This window comes from Streptomyces sp. DSM 118878 (genome assembly GCF_052936595.1).
Map to the genome: position 1 here is coordinate 7,654,345 of NZ_CP193622.1, position 17,748 is coordinate 7,672,092.

Sequence of the window (17,748 nt, forward strand, 5' to 3'; positions counted from 1 at the left end):
CGTCATCGCCCGGCCGCACCCACCATCCGGACCTCCAGCAACGCCTTCGGCGCGAGCAGCTCCCGCGCCACCGCGCTCACCTCCTCACCGGTCACCGCGGCCAACGCCGCCGGATAGCCGTCGAATGCGGCGGGACCAAGACCTGCCGCCCGGTAGGCGGTGAGCCCCTCGGCCACGGCCCGCTCCGCCTGAAGCGCCCGGTACCGCTGGATGATCAGCCGTTCCTTCGCCGACCGCAGCGCACCGGGCGGTACGACGTCCCGGCCGAGCCCCTCCAGCGCCGCGCGCACGCACCCGGCGACCTCGTCCAGCGCCTCCGGCCGGCATCCGGCGAAGCACATGCCGTATCCGCCCTCGGCGAGTTCCCTGCTGAACGCCGCCAGGGAGTACGTCAGTCCGCGTTCCTTGCGCAGCAGCCGGTCGAGGACTCCCTCCCTGCCGCCGAGGAGCGCCCAGGCGAGGTGCAGGGCACCTTTCCGGGTGGAGCGCAGGGGGACGCCCGGGGTGGCGAGGAGGTAGTGGGAGCGCGGGCCCCCGGCGGGGACGGTCCGGGACCCGGGGGAGAGCGCGGCGGTGACGAGTGGGGGCGCGGGGCGCTCCGTGAGCAGTTCGGCCGCAGCCATCGCGACCTCGCGGGCATCGGCCTCCCGCATGCGGCGGACACGCTCCTCATGGACGACGCCGTACCGGTGCCGGCCGCCGAACACCGCACGCCGGACCAGGTCGGACCGCCGTTCACCGAGGGCCGACCGCGCCAGGCACTCGGCGCGCAGCCGCTCAAGCACTCCGGGGTCCACGGCCGGCCCGGCCCGCCGCAGCCACTCGGGCAGGGCGCGCAGCAACTCCCGGTCGCCGCCCAGGACTTCGGCGGTGACCCCGGCGACGTCGGCCGTCACCACCGGTTCCACCCGGCAGACCAGCCCCTGCGCCCGCGCGACCCCGGCCACCGCCCGCGCCCATCCCGCGGCGACCAGGGGAGCGGCGAGCAGGGTGGGGCGGGAGGCCCCGGCGAGCGGGACGGCCAGGCTCGCCGCGGCGACGGAGCCGACCGGGCCGTCGGGGAGGGCGAAGAGGAACGGTGGCGCCGCCGCCGCGACGCGGCCGGTCATCCGCGCTCCTCGGCGAACCGGCGGCGCCACCGCGCGAGGACGGCGGCGACCTCCTCGACCGGACAGGTGGTCAGCTCGCCCCCGAGCGGCTCGGCACACCGCCGCGCGACCGCCGCGACATCGTCTTCCGCCCGCAGCCGCGGGATGAGCACCGCGGCCCGCAGCCAGTCCGCCCCATCCGGCGCGGTGAGACGTCCGCGGGTGGCCGACAGGGCACTCAGCAGCGCCGCGCGCGCCGGCTGTGCCCCCGATGCCCTCATCAGGGCCCACACGCACGACCACCCCCGTACGGACGCGCTCTGCACGACGAGACCGGTTGCCGCCTTGACGGCGTCACAGGCGAGGACCGAAGCGGCCGAAACACCCCCCGGACACGCCACGGCGACCCCGGACACGGGCCCGTGGGTCACCGCGGCGCCCCGGGACGCCGGCCGCACGGGCAGGCGGGAAGCGGCGCCCCGGCGCCCCGGGCCCCACCCCGAGACCGTCGCGGTGACCTCGCCCGCCAGCTCGGCAGGGCGGTCCGTCACGACCACGAGGGTCGCGTCCCGCGGGTCGTACCACGTGCGGTGAGCGGCGTGGAGCCGCCGCGGTGTGAGCGCGTCGAGCGCCCCCGGGCTGCCGAGCACCGGATGGGCGCACGGTGTCGCCGACCACAGCTCCCCGAGCAGCGCCTCCCGGAGCCGCCAGGAGGGATCGGCGGAACGCTCCGCGCGCTCCTCCCGGATCGCGGTGACCTCCGCCCGCAACTCCTCGGCCGGCACGTCAAGGGCGTCGAAGACCCGGCCCAGAGCCGTCACCGCCGTGACCGTGTCCGCCCGCCGTACCACCGTGTCGTACACCGTGGCCTCCCTGCCGGTCCGCGCCGACATCGGCGCGCCGTCGCCGACCATGCCGCCCGCCAACGAGCAGCGCACCACGAGGTGTTCGAGCACATGGGCCAGTCCTTCCTCACCGGGTGCCTCGTCGGCACTGCCCACCGGCAACCGCAGCAGGACCGCCGCGAGCGGGGAGCCGGAACGGGGCACGGTGACCAGACGTGGGCCGGACGGCGCCACCCGCGCGCCCGTCACGCCGCGGTCTGCAACGTCACCAGCGTCTGCGCCAGGAAGCGGTCCTGTTCGTCCACCGCGATGAGCACCCAGTCCCCGCAGGCCAGCAGGGGGTTGTCGTCGAGCGGCAGATCGAGGTGGACCTCCGGCCGCTCCGGCGAGCACGTCAGTTCCACCCGCTCGATCCAGCCGATGCCCTGCCGGGCGAGGACGACCGTGGCCGGCTCGGTGAGGCCGGTCAGACCGACGGTGAAGCGCAGGACGCGGCGTCCCGTGCCGTCCACGGTCTCCTCCAGGTCGGCCCGGCCGAGGCCGAGCGGGGAGACGTACCGCTGGGTGAAGGGGTAGGGGACGGTGCGGCCCGTCCGGTCGAAGACGATGGCGTGCACCGCGAGCAGCCGGTTCTCGGCGTCGTACACCGAGGCGTGGCAGTAGTCGCGGTCCCGGCCGTCGAAGAGGACCAGGAGATCCGTCGTGACCTCGGGGCTCTCGGGGGTGACCACGTGGAAGCGCTCCCGGGTCTCCTCGTCGTCGACGAAGAAGAACTTGTGGACGAGCATGGCGGGTTCGTCCAGGCCGTCGACCTTGGAGGAGAAGCGCAGCCGGACACCGGTGCCGACCGGCTCGGCGGACACCGAGCAGTGCACGGGCGAGTCTTCCGGCGGCAGGCAGCGGCTCGTGAGGTGACGGCCGTACGCCTCGGGGATCAGGGAGGTGGAGTCGAAGTCCTCCTTGCGGACCATCGCCAGCGACGGGACGGCGACGAAACGGGCTGCCATGGCAGGTCTCCTAGGGGAGCGGGTGCGGATACGGGTTGTCCGGCGCCGAGTCGAGGCCCAGCTTCGTCACGACCGTGTGGAGCCGGGGGTTGCCGAGCATCCGGAGGCGATGGGAGCCGGAGAGGTGTTGCAGCCCCGGCACCAGCACCCGGACGACGTGTACGCCGAGCCGCCGGGTGTCGGGGGCCGTCAGGTCGACCACGTAGGTGTGCAGGCCGATCGCGGCGAGTTCCTTGACGATCAGCTCGACGTCGTCCGCGGCCGCCGCCGGATCGGCGGCAGGGGCCGGGCGGGCCGGGCGGTCGCAGGGCGTGGGCACGCTCGGGTGGACGAGATAGCCCGCGCGGGGCCGCAGTTCGGGGTGACGGGTGTAGAGGATGGCGTGTTTGTTGAACTCGTCGACCAGGTCGAAGTCGGAGGCCGCCTCGAAGCCCTCGTACGTCTTGACCAGGCGCCGTACGTACGTCAGCCCCTGGGCGGCCTCCAGGAAGGCCTTCTCGACGGCACGGACCGGAGAGAGGCGGCAGGCGGCGCCGAAGGAGAGGACGGGGCCGCCGGGGCCGCGGTGGTCCATGACGGCCACGACGACCGGCGGTGTCAGGTCCAGGGACAGGTCGTAGAAGGAGACCCGCCAGGAGGCCGCGTGGGACAGGTGGTAGCCGACCCGCGGTGAGGCGGCGACGACCTCCTCGGGGACCGGGCGCGGCGGCAACCGGTGCAGCCAGGAGATCGAGAGGGCGTCCCGTTCGACGATCTCGCTCAGACCCCCGAGGACGGCGTCCGCGTACGTGGGCCCGGCCGCGAGGCCCGTGGAGATCGACGGCGCGATCGGCGTCTCCTCCTTCGCGCGCCGGTAGTACAGGTAGACCTGCGAGGCGGGCACCCAGCACGGCGCCCCGTCCGCCCAGCGCGTCGCGCGCACCCAGCGCACCGGGGTGTCCTCGGTGAACGGGGCGAACGGGAAGCCGGGGGAGGCGTACTGCTCGGCGCTGAACAGCCCGAACGCGCCCGGCGCGACCGCCTCATCGCCCAGTCGCGCGTACGACGCCGTCCGCAGCCGCGACGAGCGGTACAGCCCCGCCGCGCAACGCTCCAGGGACTCCCCGATCGTCGCGTTCAGCGCCTCCTTCTTCGCGAACCCGGCGCCGCCGTTGCGGACCACGCCCATGTTCGCGCGCAGCAGGGACAGGTCGGGGGAGGTGCTGCCGGCCAGGTAGATCGGCGGCCCGCTCTCGGCCCGGCGCACCGAGACCGTGTGCACGGCACCGACCTTGTCGTCGACGGCCGCCGTGAGCGGCGCGTCGGCCTCGGCGCCGGCGGTCCCGAGGTCCCCGCAGACCGGGCACGTCGGCACCGGCAGCAGGAAACGGGTGGTCTCCGCGCCGTCCTCGTCCAGCCACAGCAGCTCGCCCGGCGGATCGTCGTCGGGCCGCTCCAGCCGTGCCACCGCCCGCCGCGCCACCGCACCGGCGAGCCGGGCCGCGGTCCAGGGCGGCACCCGCCGGTCGAGGGCGGGCGCCCCCGAAACGGCGAGGGAGGCGGTGTAGGCGCTCCACAGGGGCCCGTGCACCGAGTTGGAGAAGATCCGGGTGCGCAGGCAGGCGTAACAGGCGCCGCCGCGCTCCGGCGACCACAGCGGGCCCGCGAACGCGGCGCCGTCCGGCAGGAGCCCGTAGAACAGACAGGCCACGCCCTCGCGCACGCACCGCTCGTTGACCTCTCCGGCGCGCGGGTCGAAGAGGGAGGCGGTGGCGGCGATGAGCAGATCCGCGTCATCGGGGAGCGGCGGCGCCGAGTCGTCGAGGTCACGCACCCGCGCCCGGGTCCGGCCGAGTACGGCGAGGAGGGGGCGGGTGAGTTCGGGCGGCCCGAGGACCGTGACGGACCCGGGGGAGCGGACCGGGGCTCGCTCCGCGTACTCGATGACCCGCTGCTCCCGCAGCCCTTCGAGCAGTTCGAGGACGCGGGCGCGCGGCACCTCGGGCGCCAGGGCCACGGCGATGTCGGCGGCTTGGGCCGGTTCGGCGAGCCGGGGCAGCACCTGGTCGGCGAGCAGCCGCAAGCCGGTGCCGCGCAGCCGGCGCACGCCGCCCGCCGCCTCCACGAAGCCGCTGTGGTCGTCCTGGACGTGCAGCCGCACATCCGGGTTGAGCCGGATGACACTGTCTTCCCTGATCACGTACGGGCCTCCCCCAGGAGAGTCAGATGGACGACGGCGTCATCGGTGCCGTTCACGCCGACCAGCCGATCGAAGTAGTCGTCGACGAACCCCGACAGCGGATGGGCCACCAGGCCGAGCGCCGCCGCGGCCGTCACCACGCTCTGCGCGACATGGCCGCACTCGATGAGCGCCATGCGGTAGCCGCGCTCCCCGTACTTCCACCGGCCGCGGCGGAACGCGGCGACGAACAGCACGACGGCCGCCGCCTCCGTGACCCGTCCGGCATAGCCGGTGTGCGCGGCCGCCTCCTCGAACGAGCAGTGCACGTCGACCAGTTGGAGGACCCGGCGGCCCGGGTGGACGTAGTGCACGCCCGGCGCGAGCCCCTCGACCTGCCGGGCCAGGACGAATACGTCGTACGAGCACAGCCCCCCTGCCGACGGTGTGGCCCGTAACGGCAGCTCGACCCCGTCGGGGGTGCGTGCCGTTCCGGTGACGCCGACGGAGAGTTCAAGGACGCGGGCCAGGTCGGCCAGTCGGACCGGATCGCGGCCCATGGGCGCCGCCGAGCGACGGCGCCCTACCGCCGCGTCCAGGGGCAGCAGCGGGCGGGCACCGGGGACCGGCCACGGCTGCTCGGTCCGGGTGCGGCCGTAGTCGCGGTAGGGGCGGGCCAGCGCGCGCCGGGTGTCCGGGGCCAGGCGGTCGACGTCGACCGGGGGGAGCGTGCGGAACGCGGAGCGGATCTTGGAGTTCTCGTGGAACGTGCGGGAGATCCTGGCGCGTTCGCCGTCGCAGCCGAGCGAGAGGTCGACGGGTGCGACGCGGGCGGCGGGGGCGATACGGGCGGCGGGTGCGATGCGGCCGACGGGTTCCCGGCGCGGAGCGACGTCGGGCAGGCGGCACTGGACGACCGTGCCGCCCACCCCCTCGTAGGCCGTCCGTATCTCCGCGCCGGCCCGTCCGTCCCACTCGCCCTCCGGGACGCCCTCGACCTCCCCGACGAACTCCGGGTCCATGCCCGGCGCGCTCCACCGGTCCTCGGCGGCCAGGGCCAGCACCCCGTCCAGCGCGCGGCCGAGGGCGCCCCCGACCGTCGTGTCACAGCCGAAGGCGCGGATCTCCTGGTCGTCCCGCCGCAGGACCGCGCCCACCCAGGGGGCCGCGTCGTCCTGACCGTACAGATGGCAGTCGAGGCGGACGTCCCAGGCGGGGTGCAGGGGGGAGCGCACGGTCCCGGACCACGCCGTGAGCCGGCGTGCCACGGCGGGAGGGGTACGCCGTTCCAGGGCGTCGTGGAGAGCGTCGCGCACGGCGGCCTCCCGGGTGGCCGCGGCGCCGATGCCGTACGTCTCCCCGCCGAGCCGCAGTTCCGCCGCCCGGGCCGCGAGGCGCCGCCGGGCCGCCTCCGGATCCTGCCCGGCCGTGAGGGCGAGCAGCGGGACCGCCGCGCCCGAGGGCTCCAGCCGCGGGATGCGGTGCTCGGCGGGGACCAGGGCGTACGCCGTGCCGCGCAGGCGGGCGGGCAACGGATACGGACGTACGGCGAAGCCGAGGGCCTCGATCAGGGCGTCCGCGGTCACAGGGCCACCCACTCGCGGGCGGCGGAGGCCTGGGTGGCGCAGTCGGGACAGCAGGGGTCGCGCCACGTGGTGACCGAGGACTGCTCTCCGGTGGAGGCGTCGAGCGTGGTGACCCGGCCCCAGGCGTGTTCCGCGCCCATCGGCAGCAGGCTGCGCAGCGCGAGGTGGGCGATGAGGCCGCCCGTCCAGTGCAGGCAGCCCGGCTGGAAGGTGGCCCATCCGGCGGGGTGGAACGCCGATCGTCCGGTGGCTGAAGGCAGGTCAGGGCGGTCAGGCAGGTCAGTCAGTTCAGGCAAGCCAGGCAGGTCAGGCACATGGCAGCGCAGGCAGCCCGACTCGCCGACGCGCACCCAGGGGCCGATCCGCACGCGCTGGGCGCCGAACAGCACCGGCAGCCAGTCGGTGCCCTCGGCGCACAGCCGCCGGTTGGCCGCGGCCAGGCTCGCCCCGTCGTGGGCGGCCATGATCCGCAGCGCCGGTTCCCGACCCGCGGGGGTCATCTCCTGTTCCGCGAGGCTCAGTCCTTGTTCCACGAGGAGGGGCGACCAGGCGGAGACGACTTCTTCCGGTCCCGACATCGCGATGTGTTTCGCGCGGAGATCCGCGAACACCCGGTCCGGTTCCCGGGTTCGCCGGCAGACATAGGAATACAGGCGGCGGCCGGGCTCGTCGGTGACGCTGACTTCCTTCCCGGGGAAAAGGAGGATTCCCATGTCACGGAACCGTTGGACGAACGGTTCGAGCCGCCGCGCGTCATCCGGCGACAACTGCCGCCGGACCGGTGCGCTGCGCCGCATCCCGGGGACGACCCGCGTGAGCACGGTGGCCAACTGCCGTACGGCGTCCGGGTCCGCCCGCACCGCGTAGGAGCGCGGGCCGACGTCGATCTCGCAGCTTCCCGGCCCGCGCATCCGAAGGCCGACATCGGCGGCGGCCACCGCCACCGCCTCCATGGGGTCGGATTCAGGGAATGCGGATTCAGGGAATTCAGAGGAATCGGAGAGAGGAGGATGAGGCACCCGGTCAGCGTAGAACTCGTCGGCATGCGCGGCCGACCCTGATTTCCCCAGTTCCTTACTACGGAATACCTGGGTAGGTGAACCACATATTCCTCTGTTCAATCAGTCCCGTCTCAATCATCGCGGGACCGGGGGACGACACGATGGAATCGATCAGCCGCAGAGAGATCATGCTCGGCGCGGGTGCCGCCGTACTGCTGCCGAGGACACCCCCCGTGCCGTGGGAGCGGCTGGAGCGGCGGCTGCGGGGCCGGCTCGTGACCCGTTCCGACCGCGCCTACGCGACGGCCCGACAGCTCGACCTCGCCCAGTTCGACGCCGTCGCCCCGAAGGCCGTCGCCTACTGCGTGAACGCGGGCGACGTCGCGCTCTGCCTCGCCTTCACCCAGGACCACGACCTGCCGTTCGCGGTGCGCAGCGGCGGCCACAGTTACGGCGGATACTCCACCAGCCGGGGCCTGGTCGTCGACGTCTCCGGGATCGGCGCGGTGGTCGTCGACGGGGCGGTCGCGCGGGTCGGCACGGGTGCGCGGATGTCCGGCATCCTCGACGCGCTCGCGCCCCACGGCCTCGCGCTGCCGGGTGGGGCGCGGGCGACGGTCGCGGCGGGCGGCTTCGTCCAGGGCGGCGGCATCGGCTACCTCACCCGCACCCTCGGAACGGCCTGCGACCGGGTCGTCTCGGCGCGGGTGGTCCTCGCGGACGGCCGGACCCTCACGGCCTCCGCACGGGAGCACCCCGACCTGTTCTGGGCGCTGCGAGGCGGCGGGGGCGGCAACTTCGGGGTCGTCACCTCCTTCACCATGACGCCCGCGGCCGTCGACGTCGTCCGGGTGGCGAGCCTGTCGTGGGACTGGGAGCACGCCGTGGACATGCTGGACGGCTTCGCCCATTGGCTGGTCGGCGCCCCACGGACCGTGGGTGCCGCGGCGGTGGCGGTCCTCGGTGACGCCGCGCCCGGCAACACGCCTTTCGCGGGGCTGGTCCTGATGTCCACCGGCACCGAGGCGCGGCTCGCCGCCGAGGTCGACCGCCTGCTCACCTACAGCGGCCCACCGTCGGCCCGCTCACTCACCGCGACGCGGCACCGCGCCTTCATGCGGGCGACGTACGGCTGCGCCACCCTCACCGCCGCCCAGTGCCGCCGCACCCCCGCCGGCCTGCTCCCCCGCCCGGCCCACGGCCTGGTCCGCGGCCGGCTCTTCGGCCGTCCCGTGCCCCGTGCGGCGTGGGAGCGCGCCCTGGCCGTCTTCGACCTCGCCCGGCTGGCGGGCCAGACCCACAAGCTGGAGGTCCTTGCCCTGGGCGGCGCCGCGAGCGACCCGGCCCGCACCGACACGGCCTACGTCCACCGCGACGCCCTGTACGACATCAACTACCTGAGTGTCGTGAACGACTCGCCCGTCACCGCCGGGGCCGAGCGGGCGGCCCGCCGGTGGGTCGACGCGGGCTTCGCCGCCGTCAACCCCTATGCGGACGGCGAGACCTACCAGAACTTCATCGACCCGGCCCTGCCCGGCTGGCGCGAGGCCTACTACGCCGAGAACTACCCCCGCCTGACCGAGGTCAAGGCCGCCTACGACCCGCACGGGGCGTTCCGCTTCCCCCAGGGCATCGGCCGCGGGGGCACCGGCGGGCGACCCCGGACGGTCTGAAGCGGCCGAGCCGGACGCCGGGTCCGGCCCCCGTTCCGACGGCCGTCGACGCCGATGCGCGAGGATGGCCCGGGCGGTGGCCGCGGACCGCCGCCCGGCGTGATCCCCCGAGCGTCCGCGGCCGGGAACGGAGCGTAGAAGGTGACCGAGGAGCCGAGCGCGGCACAGCGCCCCACCCTGGAGGCCGTGGCCGCCCGAGCCGGGGTCTCGCGCGCCACGGTCTCCCGCGTCGTCAACGGCGGCCCCGGGGTGCGCGCGGAGCTCGCCGACAAGGTCAGGCACGCGGTCGACGAACTCGGCTACGTCCCCAACCACGCGGCCCGCAGCCTCGTCACCCGCCGCCACGACGCGGTCGCCGTGGTGATCGCCGAACCGGAGACCCGGGTCTTCGCCGACCCGTTCTTCGCCCTCCAACTGCGCGGCATCAGCAAGGAACTGACGGCACACGACGTGCAGCTCGTCCTGCTGCTCACCGAGGGCAGGGACGACCACGAGCGGGTCGGCCGCTACCTCTCCGGCGGCCACGTCGACGGCGCCCTCGTCTTCTCGCTGCACCTGGACGACCCGCTGCCCGGCATCATCCGGCGCGCGGGCCTGCCCACCGTGTTCGGCGGCCGCCCCGGCTGGCAGGACGCGGGCGCGGGGGAGCGGAGCGCGCCGTACGTCGACTGCGACAACCGCGGGGGCGCGCGCGAGGCGGTGCGCCATCTGGTCGGCCTGGGGCGCCGTCGCGTCGCGCACATCACCGGGGCGCTCGACCAGACCTCCGCGGTCGACCGGCTCGACGGCTTCAGGGACGTCCTGGCCGACGCCGATCCGCGGCTGATCGCCGAGGGCGACTTCACCTTCGCGGGCGGCGAGCGGGCGATGCGGCGACTCCTGGACGCCGAGCCGGACGTCGACGCCGTCTTCGCGGCCAACGACCTGTCGGCGTCCGGCGCCCTGCGGGTCCTGCGGGAGCGGGGCAGGTCGGTGCCGGAGGACGTGGCGGTGGTCGGCTTCGACGACATGCTGCTCGTCGCCGAGCAGGCGGAGCCGCCGCTGACGACGGTCCGCCAGGACATCGAGGAGATGGGCCGCCTGATGGCCCGCATGCTGCTGCGGGGCCGCGGCGAGGGTCTCGCCGCGGCCCCTTCGAGCGTGGTGCTGCCGACGTCCCTGGTGCACAGGTCATCGGCGTGAGCGCCGCCACGGCCCGGGCGTGGCTACGGCGTCATGAGCCGACGCTGACCGTGAACCGCCGCGGGTTGCCGTCGTGGGCGGCCCCGGAGACGTCGGGCTGGCCGTCGGGGCGTACGTCGTCGTACGGGAAGGCGTACCCGATCGGGGAGTTGGCGTGCACCACGCGTGACCAGTGGTTGGTCACCGCGTCACGGTAGTAGTCGCCGGAGGTCGTGCCATTGGGCTGCTCGGGGTGGGTGAGCATGATGCTGCGGTTGAATCCGGCGGCCAGCCGCGCGAGGAGGCCCTTCTTGTCGTCGGGGTCGCCGGGATTGTTGGCGAAGGGCCCGTGGTTGCAGGTGAAGATGTCCTTCGACGTCGGCTTGGTGAAGGAGTGACCGCCGTTGAACGTCAGTACGTCACCGCTGACGCGCCCGGTGAAGACGCCCCGGCCGCCCTGGAGGTCGATCTTGAGGTCGGTGGAGCGGTACTTGTCCCACACCTGGTCGATGTAGCTGTTCCACACGTCGCGGAACGGCATCTGGTCGGGCCGGTCGAAGTAGGGCGCCATGAGGTTCTGGGGGGAGATCACGCGCAGGACGCCGTTGTCGCCCCGGATGACGAGGTCGTCCCACGGCCGGCCGTCCTTCGCCGCCTGCGCCGCGAGGTCCGAGGCGATTCTGTCGACGGCGCCGTCGGGCAGGGGGGCCACGGTGTGCGTGCCGTCGCCCTCCAGGGACAGGCCGATGGGCAGGGCGGTGACGAGGTCGACGTAGCTGATGTTGGCGTAGAGCTGCTGGGTGTTGAAGGTGAACTCGCAGAACGACCAGGTCCGGCCGTAGTTGGGGTCCTCCTTGGTCGCGAAGGCGGGCTCGACCAGTGAGGGGCCGGGGTTGAGGAAGAAGTCCAGCTTGTCGTCGCGGACGAAGTAGACGCGGGCGCCGTACATCTGAGGCAGCGTCAGGACCTTCGGCGCCGAGCCCGCGGAACCGAGCGGGATGGCGCAGTCGACGGGCAGCGGGGTCTGGGGCGCCGAGGGCGAGTCGGGCCGGTAGACGCCGCCGTCGGGCTTGAGCAGTACCCAGCGGTCGGTGCCGAGTTCGTGTCCGGTGACGTAGGCGTTGACCTTGCCCGGCAGCGACTTGTTCCGCAGGGCGAGCTCGCAGGTGGCGGGCGCGGCCTTGCCGCCGGCGCGGGCGCGGGGGCTGAGAGCGCTTCCCCAGACGGGGTAGGTGAGGGCGCCCGCGGCGCCCGCGGTGGCCGTCAGGAACATGCGACGCGATATCACGGGGGACTCCTGCGCGGTGGGGGGAGTGGGGGTGGTGCACCACTGTCGTGGCGGCTCCTTGTGGCGTCAAGAGATGTGACTGAGAGCGCTCTCAGAAATGTTGTTCCTTCAGGTAATGACGGCTTCCCGGGGCGCCTCTTTGGCCAGTGTCGGATGGTTCGGCGCCCGTCGGGCGGATTGTCAGTGGTGGGTGCCAGACTCGGAGAAAGAACGGTGAGATGCGACAAAGGAGTCGATCATGCTCAATACCCGTTTCGTTGCGGGCGCTCCGATCTGGGCCGACATGTGCGCCCCGGACCTCGACGACGTCAGTGATTTCTACCGCGAGCTCTTCGGCTGGGAGCTTCTGCGCGGCGACGCGGACGTGGGTGGCTACGGCCAGTTCCGTCTGGGTGACAGGGCCGTGGCAGGCGCGATGACCGTGTCCGCGGACATGAGTCCGCCCGCCTGGACGCTGTACTTCCGCGTCCAGGACGTCGACGCCACGGTGAAGGCGGTCGAGCAGGCCGGGGGCGGCGCGACCTTCGACCCCATGGACGTCCGCGACCTCGGGCGCATGGGGATGTTCACCGACTCGGCGGGCGTCCAGTTCGCCGTGTGGCAGCCGGGCGAGATGAAGGGCGTCGATGTCCTGAACGAACCGGGCGGCCTGGTCTGGACCGAGCTGTACACCCCGGACGTGGCCGCGGCCACGGGGTTCTATGGCTCGGTGTTCGGCTGGCGGACCGTCGAGCAGTCCTTCCCCGGCGGTAGCTACACGATGGTGTTCCCCGGCGGCGGCGTCGAGGACGACATGTTCGGCGGCGTGGTCCCGCTCGACAGCGACCCCACCGAAGCGGCAGCGGGGGCCTACTGGCTGCCGTACTTCCAGGTGGACGACTGCGACGCGGCGGCGGCCACGGCGCGGCGGCTCGGCGGAGCGGTGCGGATGGAGCCGATGTCCATGGAGGGGGTGGGTCGCTTCGCGAAGCTGGCGGACCCGGCGGGCGCCCGCTTCGCGGTACTCCAGCCGTCACCCGCGTAGGCCTCCGGCCGGGGTGGAGCGGGTGCCGGACCGCTGCCCGCGGGGCGTGCGCGCCTCGCGGGCGACGGCCCGGCAGCCGGGCGGGTCCGGCCCCGCTGCCGGTACTTCGTGGCTGCCGGTATTCGTGCCGGTGGCAGCGGTGGCAGCGGTGGTCTGGTGAGGGGGCGGTGAGGCCCGGCGTGAGAGGGCCGGGCCGGGTCTCACGGTGTTCGCCGTGTTCGACGGCCCCCGGGCGCGGGCGGTGACGGATCGCTCCCCGGTGATCGGCTGTCCGGCGGTTTCCCGCGGCGGCGGGCAGGGCAGGTAGATGCCGGGTTGACGGCCTGGACCGCGGCGTTGATCGTTCGTTGATCGGTTGTTTCGCGCACTCGGGCAGCATCGGTGTCATGCAGATCGACATGACGGCCCAGCCCCAGCTCGCCTGGCAGGAGCAGGCGCTGTGTGCCCAGACCGGAGCTGACTTCTTCTTCCCCGAGCCCGGCAGCTCGGTGCGCGAGGCGAAGTACATCTGCCGGATGTGCACCATGCGCTCGGCCTGCCTGGACTACGCCCTCGCCAACGACGAGCGGTTCGGCGTCTGGGGCGGGCTCTCCGAGAAGGAGCGGTACGCCCTCAGACGCGCCGCTCCCCGCGCCTGACCGGCCGGGTCACAGCCGGCCGCCCACAGCCAGCACGAGGGTGCCTGTCAGGAAGGTGCCCCCGCCCTGAGGAGGGCGCCCGCCACGGGGGACGGGCGGGCGCCCTCAGAACTGTGCGCGCGGCGCGGGTCGTCGCGGCCGGAGAGCATGACGGCCTCGCGCGGGCCGCTTTCCGTCGGCACATCGGGCAGGTTCCCGCAGTCGGCACCGGGGAATGAACAACGTCGACCGACCGACCGGTCAACTTTCAACCGCCGAGGCAGGAGGTTGTCATGACCCGATCACTCAGAGCTCCCCGGCCGACGAGAAACCCGGAAACGTCCGACGAGGAGGGGGAAATACCGCCGCCCAGGTGGAGCCTCCCCACACGCGTCGCGTTCCGTTTCTTCCTGGTGTACGTCGCTCTGTTCTTCCTGTCCGAGTCGCGGATCATGTACGCGCTGGTGGGGGTCTTCGCGAGCGATCTCCCGGTGGACGCCCAGACCCGGCAGTACCACACCGTGCGCCCGGCCGTCACCTGGGTGGCCGAGCACCTCCTCCACGTCGAAGCACCGCTCATCGAGCCGGTGTTGAGCGGCGACCAGGCGTTCTTCTGGGTACTCGCCCTGTGCTGGTTCCTCGCCGCCCTGCTCGTCACGGTGGTGTGGACGGCGCTCGACCGGCAACGGCCGCACCACGAGACGCTGTACAAGTGGTTCTCCGTAGTGGTCCGGATGTGTCTGGCGGCGCAGTTGTTCACCTTCGGGTTCGCCAAGGTCTTTCCTCTCCAGATGTCGCTGCCGCTGACCAGGCTGGTGGAGCCCTTCGGGGACTTCGGAATGCAGAACGTGCTCTGGACGCAGGTCGGAAGCTCGCAGCCCTACGAGATCCTGCTCGGGTGCGCCGAGGTGACCGCCGGGCTCCTGCTCGTCGTTCCCCGGACCGCCCTCCTGGGCGCGCTCCTGGCCGCGATCGAGATGACACAGGTGCTCGTCCTGAACTTCGCCTACCAGGTGCCCGTGAAGCTCTTCACCTTCCATCTGCTCCTGTTGAGCCTGATCCTGGTGGCCCCGCACGCGATGCGGCTGGCCACCTTCTTCGTCTCCGACCAAGGCGTCGGGCCACTCGCCCGGCCGCGGTTGTTCCGCACGTCCAAAGCCATGAGGCTGGCGCTGGCGGGCCAGTTGCTGTTCGGGGTGTGGCTGGCGGCCTCCCAGGCGCACGAGGACTGGAAGCGATGGGACGTCGTCGGGACATCGGGGCCGAAACCGCCGCTGTACGGCATCTGGAACGTCGTGAAGTTCACGTCGGACGGACAGGACCGCCCTCCCTTGACGACCGACGTCGAACGCTGGAACCGGTTCATCGTCGACACCATGCACCCGTACCAGCCGGGCGCCGTGTCCAGCCAGCGCATGGACGGCTCCATCGTCGACTACGCGGCCACCTTCGCCCCTTCCCGGCGCGCGATCATGCTGGCCCGCGTCGACGACCCGGCGTGGTCCGGCCGGCTCACCTTCGCCCGGCCCACGGGGGACAAGCTCACGCTGGACGGCGTCCTGGGCAAGGAGAAGGTGCGCATCGAGCTGGAGAAGGTCGACCTCGACTCCTTCCCGATCAGCCGTGACGGCACGCGGTGGGTGCAGGACGCGCCGTACGAACCACGCCTGCGGCCCCGTTGACCCACCCCCGGCCGACGGACTCACCGGCCCCGGCGCTCACGCGTACGTGACCGTGAACCTCCTCGTACCCGCGGGGACATGGACGTCGTCGCCGGAGACGGTGAGACCGCGGCCGTCCGCGGTCGCCGCGCGGACGTGGCCGAACCGGCAGGGGTAGACGTAGCGCACCCGCTCCGGCGCCTCGGTCACGTCCACCGTCACCGTCCGCCGGCCCGCGTCGTGCGCGAGGCGGTAGCCGAAGGGCTCGCCGAACAGCGTCGGCGCCGCCTCCACGACCACCGTGTCACCGTCCGGCACCCAGTGCGGACGGACACCCGGCGCGACGTACAGATGCGGGTCGTGGTCCTCGTCCGCCTCGAAGAGCAGGATGTCGCGGATCAGGAGCAGATACTCGGCGGCGGCCCAGCCGTGCGGGATGTCGCCCATGTACCAGTGCCGCGACGGCACCTCGTGGAAGTCCGACGCGATGGTGAAGGCGTGCTGCTCGTTCCACGCGCCGAGGGCCACCGCCCGCTCCTCCGTCCGCGGGAAGGCCGACCCGACGATCCAGCCGAGCAGCTCGTCCATCCGCCCCGGATCGCCCGCCAGCAGATACGCGTGCGCCAACTGCGTGGTGAGGTAGGGGCCGAAGGCGTTCCACGCGGCCTCGTGGCGGTAGCCGCCGGAGACGAAGTGCGCGTACATCGTGTCGAGCGTCCAGCGCGCGGCCCGGTCGATGTCGGGCCCCAGCTTGCTGCCCATGTGCAGCCGCAGCGGATGGAAGAACGCCGCCGCGCCGATCATCGTGGAGTCGAGGCGCCCCACGTCACCGGGGCCCGTCGGGATGTACGTCTCCCAGGCCCCGCGCCGCCGCTGCTCCTCAAGGACCCAGCGGATCGAGGCCGCCGTGGCCCGCTTCACGTCGTCGAAGGCCGCCCACAGCTCCGGTACGTCCGGCGAGCCGATCCGCTCGGCGAGGCGCGCCGCCTCGTACAGGCCCGCCAGCGCCCACAGGTCGTCCCAGTAGTGCGGCTTGTCCCGCTCGCCCAGGTGCTCGGCGCTCCAGCCGCTGTGCAGCAGCCCGTACGCGTCGCGGTTGTCGCGCAGCCACCGGGCGCCGTCGATCACGTACGGCGTGTAGAGCCTGGTGCCGAACGAGGCGGCGCGGCCCCGCGTGCGGTCGAACCGGCCGATCGCCCACAGCGCCTGGCCGTTGCTGTCCCACTCGCGGTCGTCGCGCTCGTGCGGGCCGCCGTAGAAGCCGTACTCGGCGCAGGGCCCGATACGGCCCGTGCCGCGGTTGAACTTCAGCGGGTAGTGCGTGCCGAGCTGGTGCTCGGCGAGCGCCGCGTCCCCGACCAGGGAACAGGCCGTGGCCTCCACGGACGAGTCGCGGATCCAGAACGAGTCGTAGACCGTCGGACCCGGGTGGATCTCACCCCCGTCCGAGAGGATGAGCAACTGCGAGCGGGCCTCGCGGAACAGGTCCGTCAGGTGCGCCACACCGCGCGGCAGCCCGGGCTGCAACCCCTGGCCCGTCAGTTTCGTCGTCCAGAAGCCGCGGTTGGCCTCCTCCAGGTCGCCGGCCGGGGGCGCGGTGATCTCGGCCAGGTCGGCGGCGCCGCTGTAGAGGTCGACGGGCAGCCGCACGTCGAGCTCGAACACCTCGTCGTCGACGACGCGGAACGGCCACGCGAACGCGGCGCTGCACAGCCCCGCGATCTGGTCCTGCGCCTGGAGCGCGCCGTTCAGCTTGCCGCCCGTGACCAGGTCGTGGAAGGGGCTGTGCGACAGATAGGCCGCCGGGTCGTACGAGAAGCCGGGGTTGCCGTACACCCCGTACTGGTCGGGAGCCTTGTCGAACACCGGGCCCCAGCCGCTGTTCGTCTCCACCCGGTTCTCCTGCGGCAGGTGCCGCAGGAACGTCAGCCGCCGGTCCGTGATCTGCCGGCCGTTGCGGTCGTGCCGCTGGAAGCCGCTCGGCCCGGCGGGCATGACCGCCGCGCACAGCCAGCCCTCGCGCGGCCGGCCGGTGGCGGTGCCCACGGTCAGCCGCGTCACGACCAGGTCCCGCTGCCGGGCGCCGACCGTCGTCGCGAAGGTGCGCTGCACGAACTCGACGCCGTCCGGTGTGCGGAAGTCGGTCAGGACCACCGGTAGATGCGGCGCCTCCATGCGCTGGTTGACCTTCCCGCCGGCCGGGAGCTGCGGCAGGCTCAGGGCGCCCGTCGCCGGATCGAAGAGGAAGAAGGACAGGCAGTACTTGTCGTAGACCGGCTCGATCTCGCCCGCCTGCCCGATCAGGGACTCCTGGTGATGATCCTTCACCCCGACCATGTGCCAGTAGCGGTACAGGGCATTGGAGGCCAGGGCGGCCTCCTTCGATTCGTAGGTGCCGGAGTCGAACTCGTCGCTCCAGCGCCGGAAGGCCTGCTGCGCCCACCAGGGCACGGGATAGGGCACCTCTCCTCTGCCCGCCCAGCTGCGCCACATGACCTCGTAGAACATCCACTCATGGGTCTGCGCCATGGGTTGTCACCCCCGCGTCCACCGTTGCACCGCAGAGGGCTGCCGTAAATCGCTGCGGCGCGGGCTTGGCACGCGGACGGGCCGGGACGGCGCCTGTGGCGTCGTCCCGG

13 protein-coding genes are annotated in these 17,748 nt (G+C 73.1%); 5 read left to right on the plus strand and 8 right to left on the minus strand.

The window, feature by feature from the left end:
• Positions 1 to 2 precede the first annotated feature (2 nt).
• Genes ACRAKF_RS33150 through ACRAKF_RS33175 form a run of 6 tightly spaced genes read right to left on the minus strand, consistent with a single transcriptional unit; the run spans position 3 to position 7,622 of the window.
• Positions 3 to 1,109, minus strand: coding sequence for a M16 family metallopeptidase (locus ACRAKF_RS33150; protein ID WP_447041555.1), 1,107 nt, complete (start codon positions 1,107 to 1,109; stop codon positions 3 to 5).
• A complete protein-coding gene (locus ACRAKF_RS33155; protein ID WP_447041557.1) occupies positions 1,106 to 2,182 on the minus strand; it encodes a M16 family metallopeptidase in 1,077 nt (358 codons plus the stop codon). Before ACRAKF_RS33155 ends, ACRAKF_RS33150 begins: the two co-directional genes overlap by 4 nt.
• Positions 2,179 to 2,940, minus strand: coding sequence for a DUF5944 family protein (locus ACRAKF_RS33160; RefSeq protein ID WP_447041558.1), 762 nt, complete (start codon positions 2,938 to 2,940; stop codon positions 2,179 to 2,181). Before ACRAKF_RS33160 ends, ACRAKF_RS33155 begins: the two co-directional genes overlap by 4 nt.
• A gap of 10 nt (positions 2,941 to 2,950) precedes the next feature.
• The gene (locus ACRAKF_RS33165) at positions 2,951 to 5,119 is read right to left on the minus strand and encodes a TOMM precursor leader peptide-binding protein (RefSeq protein WP_447041560.1); all 2,169 of its coding nucleotides are present in this window, start codon (positions 5,117 to 5,119) and stop codon (positions 2,951 to 2,953) included.
• Positions 5,116 to 6,684, minus strand: coding sequence for a SagB/ThcOx family dehydrogenase (locus ACRAKF_RS33170; RefSeq protein WP_447041562.1), 1,569 nt, complete (start codon positions 6,682 to 6,684; stop codon positions 5,116 to 5,118). The genes ACRAKF_RS33165 and ACRAKF_RS33170 overlap by 4 nt, the downstream gene beginning before the upstream one ends.
• The gene (locus ACRAKF_RS33175; protein ID WP_447041563.1) at positions 6,681 to 7,622 is read right to left on the minus strand and encodes a hypothetical protein; all 942 of its coding nucleotides are present in this window, start codon (positions 7,620 to 7,622) and stop codon (positions 6,681 to 6,683) included. The genes ACRAKF_RS33170 and ACRAKF_RS33175 overlap by 4 nt, the downstream gene beginning before the upstream one ends.
• Before the next feature lie 224 nt (positions 7,623 to 7,846).
• On the opposite strand from ACRAKF_RS33175, the gene ACRAKF_RS33180 reads away from it, so the two are divergent.
• Complete coding sequence (locus ACRAKF_RS33180; protein ID WP_447041564.1) at positions 7,847 to 9,358, plus strand: FAD-binding oxidoreductase; 1,512 nt, start codon at positions 7,847 to 7,849, stop codon at positions 9,356 to 9,358.
• 141 nt (positions 9,359 to 9,499) lie between these two features.
• Entirely contained in the window at positions 9,500 to 10,540 is a 1,041-nt protein-coding gene (locus ACRAKF_RS33185) for a LacI family DNA-binding transcriptional regulator (RefSeq protein WP_447041565.1), read from the plus strand.
• Positions 10,541 to 10,571: 31 nt separating this feature from the next.
• Here ACRAKF_RS33185 and ACRAKF_RS33190 read toward each other — a convergent pair whose 3' ends face one another.
• Positions 10,572 to 11,807 (minus strand): glycoside hydrolase family 64 protein, encoded by a 1,236-nt coding sequence (locus tag ACRAKF_RS33190; RefSeq protein ID WP_447041566.1) that lies wholly within the window; start codon positions 11,805 to 11,807, stop codon positions 10,572 to 10,574.
• Between the two features lie 238 nt (positions 11,808 to 12,045).
• On the opposite strand from ACRAKF_RS33190, the gene ACRAKF_RS33195 reads away from it, so the two are divergent.
• From ACRAKF_RS33195 to ACRAKF_RS33205, 3 genes are all read left to right on the plus strand, one after another.
• Positions 12,046 to 12,831, plus strand: coding sequence for a VOC family protein (locus ACRAKF_RS33195; protein ID WP_447041567.1), 786 nt, complete (start codon positions 12,046 to 12,048; stop codon positions 12,829 to 12,831).
• Positions 12,832 to 13,217: 386 nt separating this feature from the next.
• A complete protein-coding gene (locus ACRAKF_RS33200) occupies positions 13,218 to 13,469 on the plus strand; it encodes a WhiB family transcriptional regulator (protein ID WP_062783517.1) in 252 nt (83 codons plus the stop codon).
• 392 nt (positions 13,470 to 13,861) lie between these two features.
• Positions 13,862 to 15,130, plus strand: coding sequence for a hypothetical protein (locus tag ACRAKF_RS33205; RefSeq protein ID WP_447041569.1), 1,269 nt, complete (start codon positions 13,862 to 13,864; stop codon positions 15,128 to 15,130).
• Between the two features lie 36 nt (positions 15,131 to 15,166).
• Here ACRAKF_RS33205 and ACRAKF_RS33210 read toward each other — a convergent pair whose 3' ends face one another.
• On the minus strand, positions 15,167 to 17,638 hold the full coding sequence (locus tag ACRAKF_RS33210; protein ID WP_447041570.1) for a hypothetical protein: 2,472 nt from the start codon (positions 17,636 to 17,638) through the stop codon (positions 15,167 to 15,169).
• Between the last annotated feature and the right edge of the window lie 110 nt (positions 17,639 to 17,748).

Coding starts and splice junctions, on each gene's coding strand:
- ACRAKF_RS33150 (WP_447041555.1), bottom strand. CDS start 1,109: ATGACCGGCCGCGTCGCGGCGGCGGCGCCACCGTTCCTCTTCGCCCTC.
- ACRAKF_RS33160 (WP_447041558.1), bottom strand. CDS start 2,940: ATGGCAGCCCGTTTCGTCGCCGTCCCGTCGCTGGCGATGGTCCGCAAG.
- ACRAKF_RS33180 (WP_447041564.1), top strand. CDS start 7,847: ATGGAATCGATCAGCCGCAGAGAGATCATGCTCGGCGCGGGTGCCGCC.
- ACRAKF_RS33195 (WP_447041567.1), top strand. CDS start 12,046: ATGCTCAATACCCGTTTCGTTGCGGGCGCTCCGATCTGGGCCGACATG.
- ACRAKF_RS33200 (WP_062783517.1), top strand. CDS start 13,218: ATGCAGATCGACATGACGGCCCAGCCCCAGCTCGCCTGGCAGGAGCAG.
- ACRAKF_RS33210 (WP_447041570.1), bottom strand. CDS start 17,638: ATGGCGCAGACCCATGAGTGGATGTTCTACGAGGTCATGTGGCGCAGC.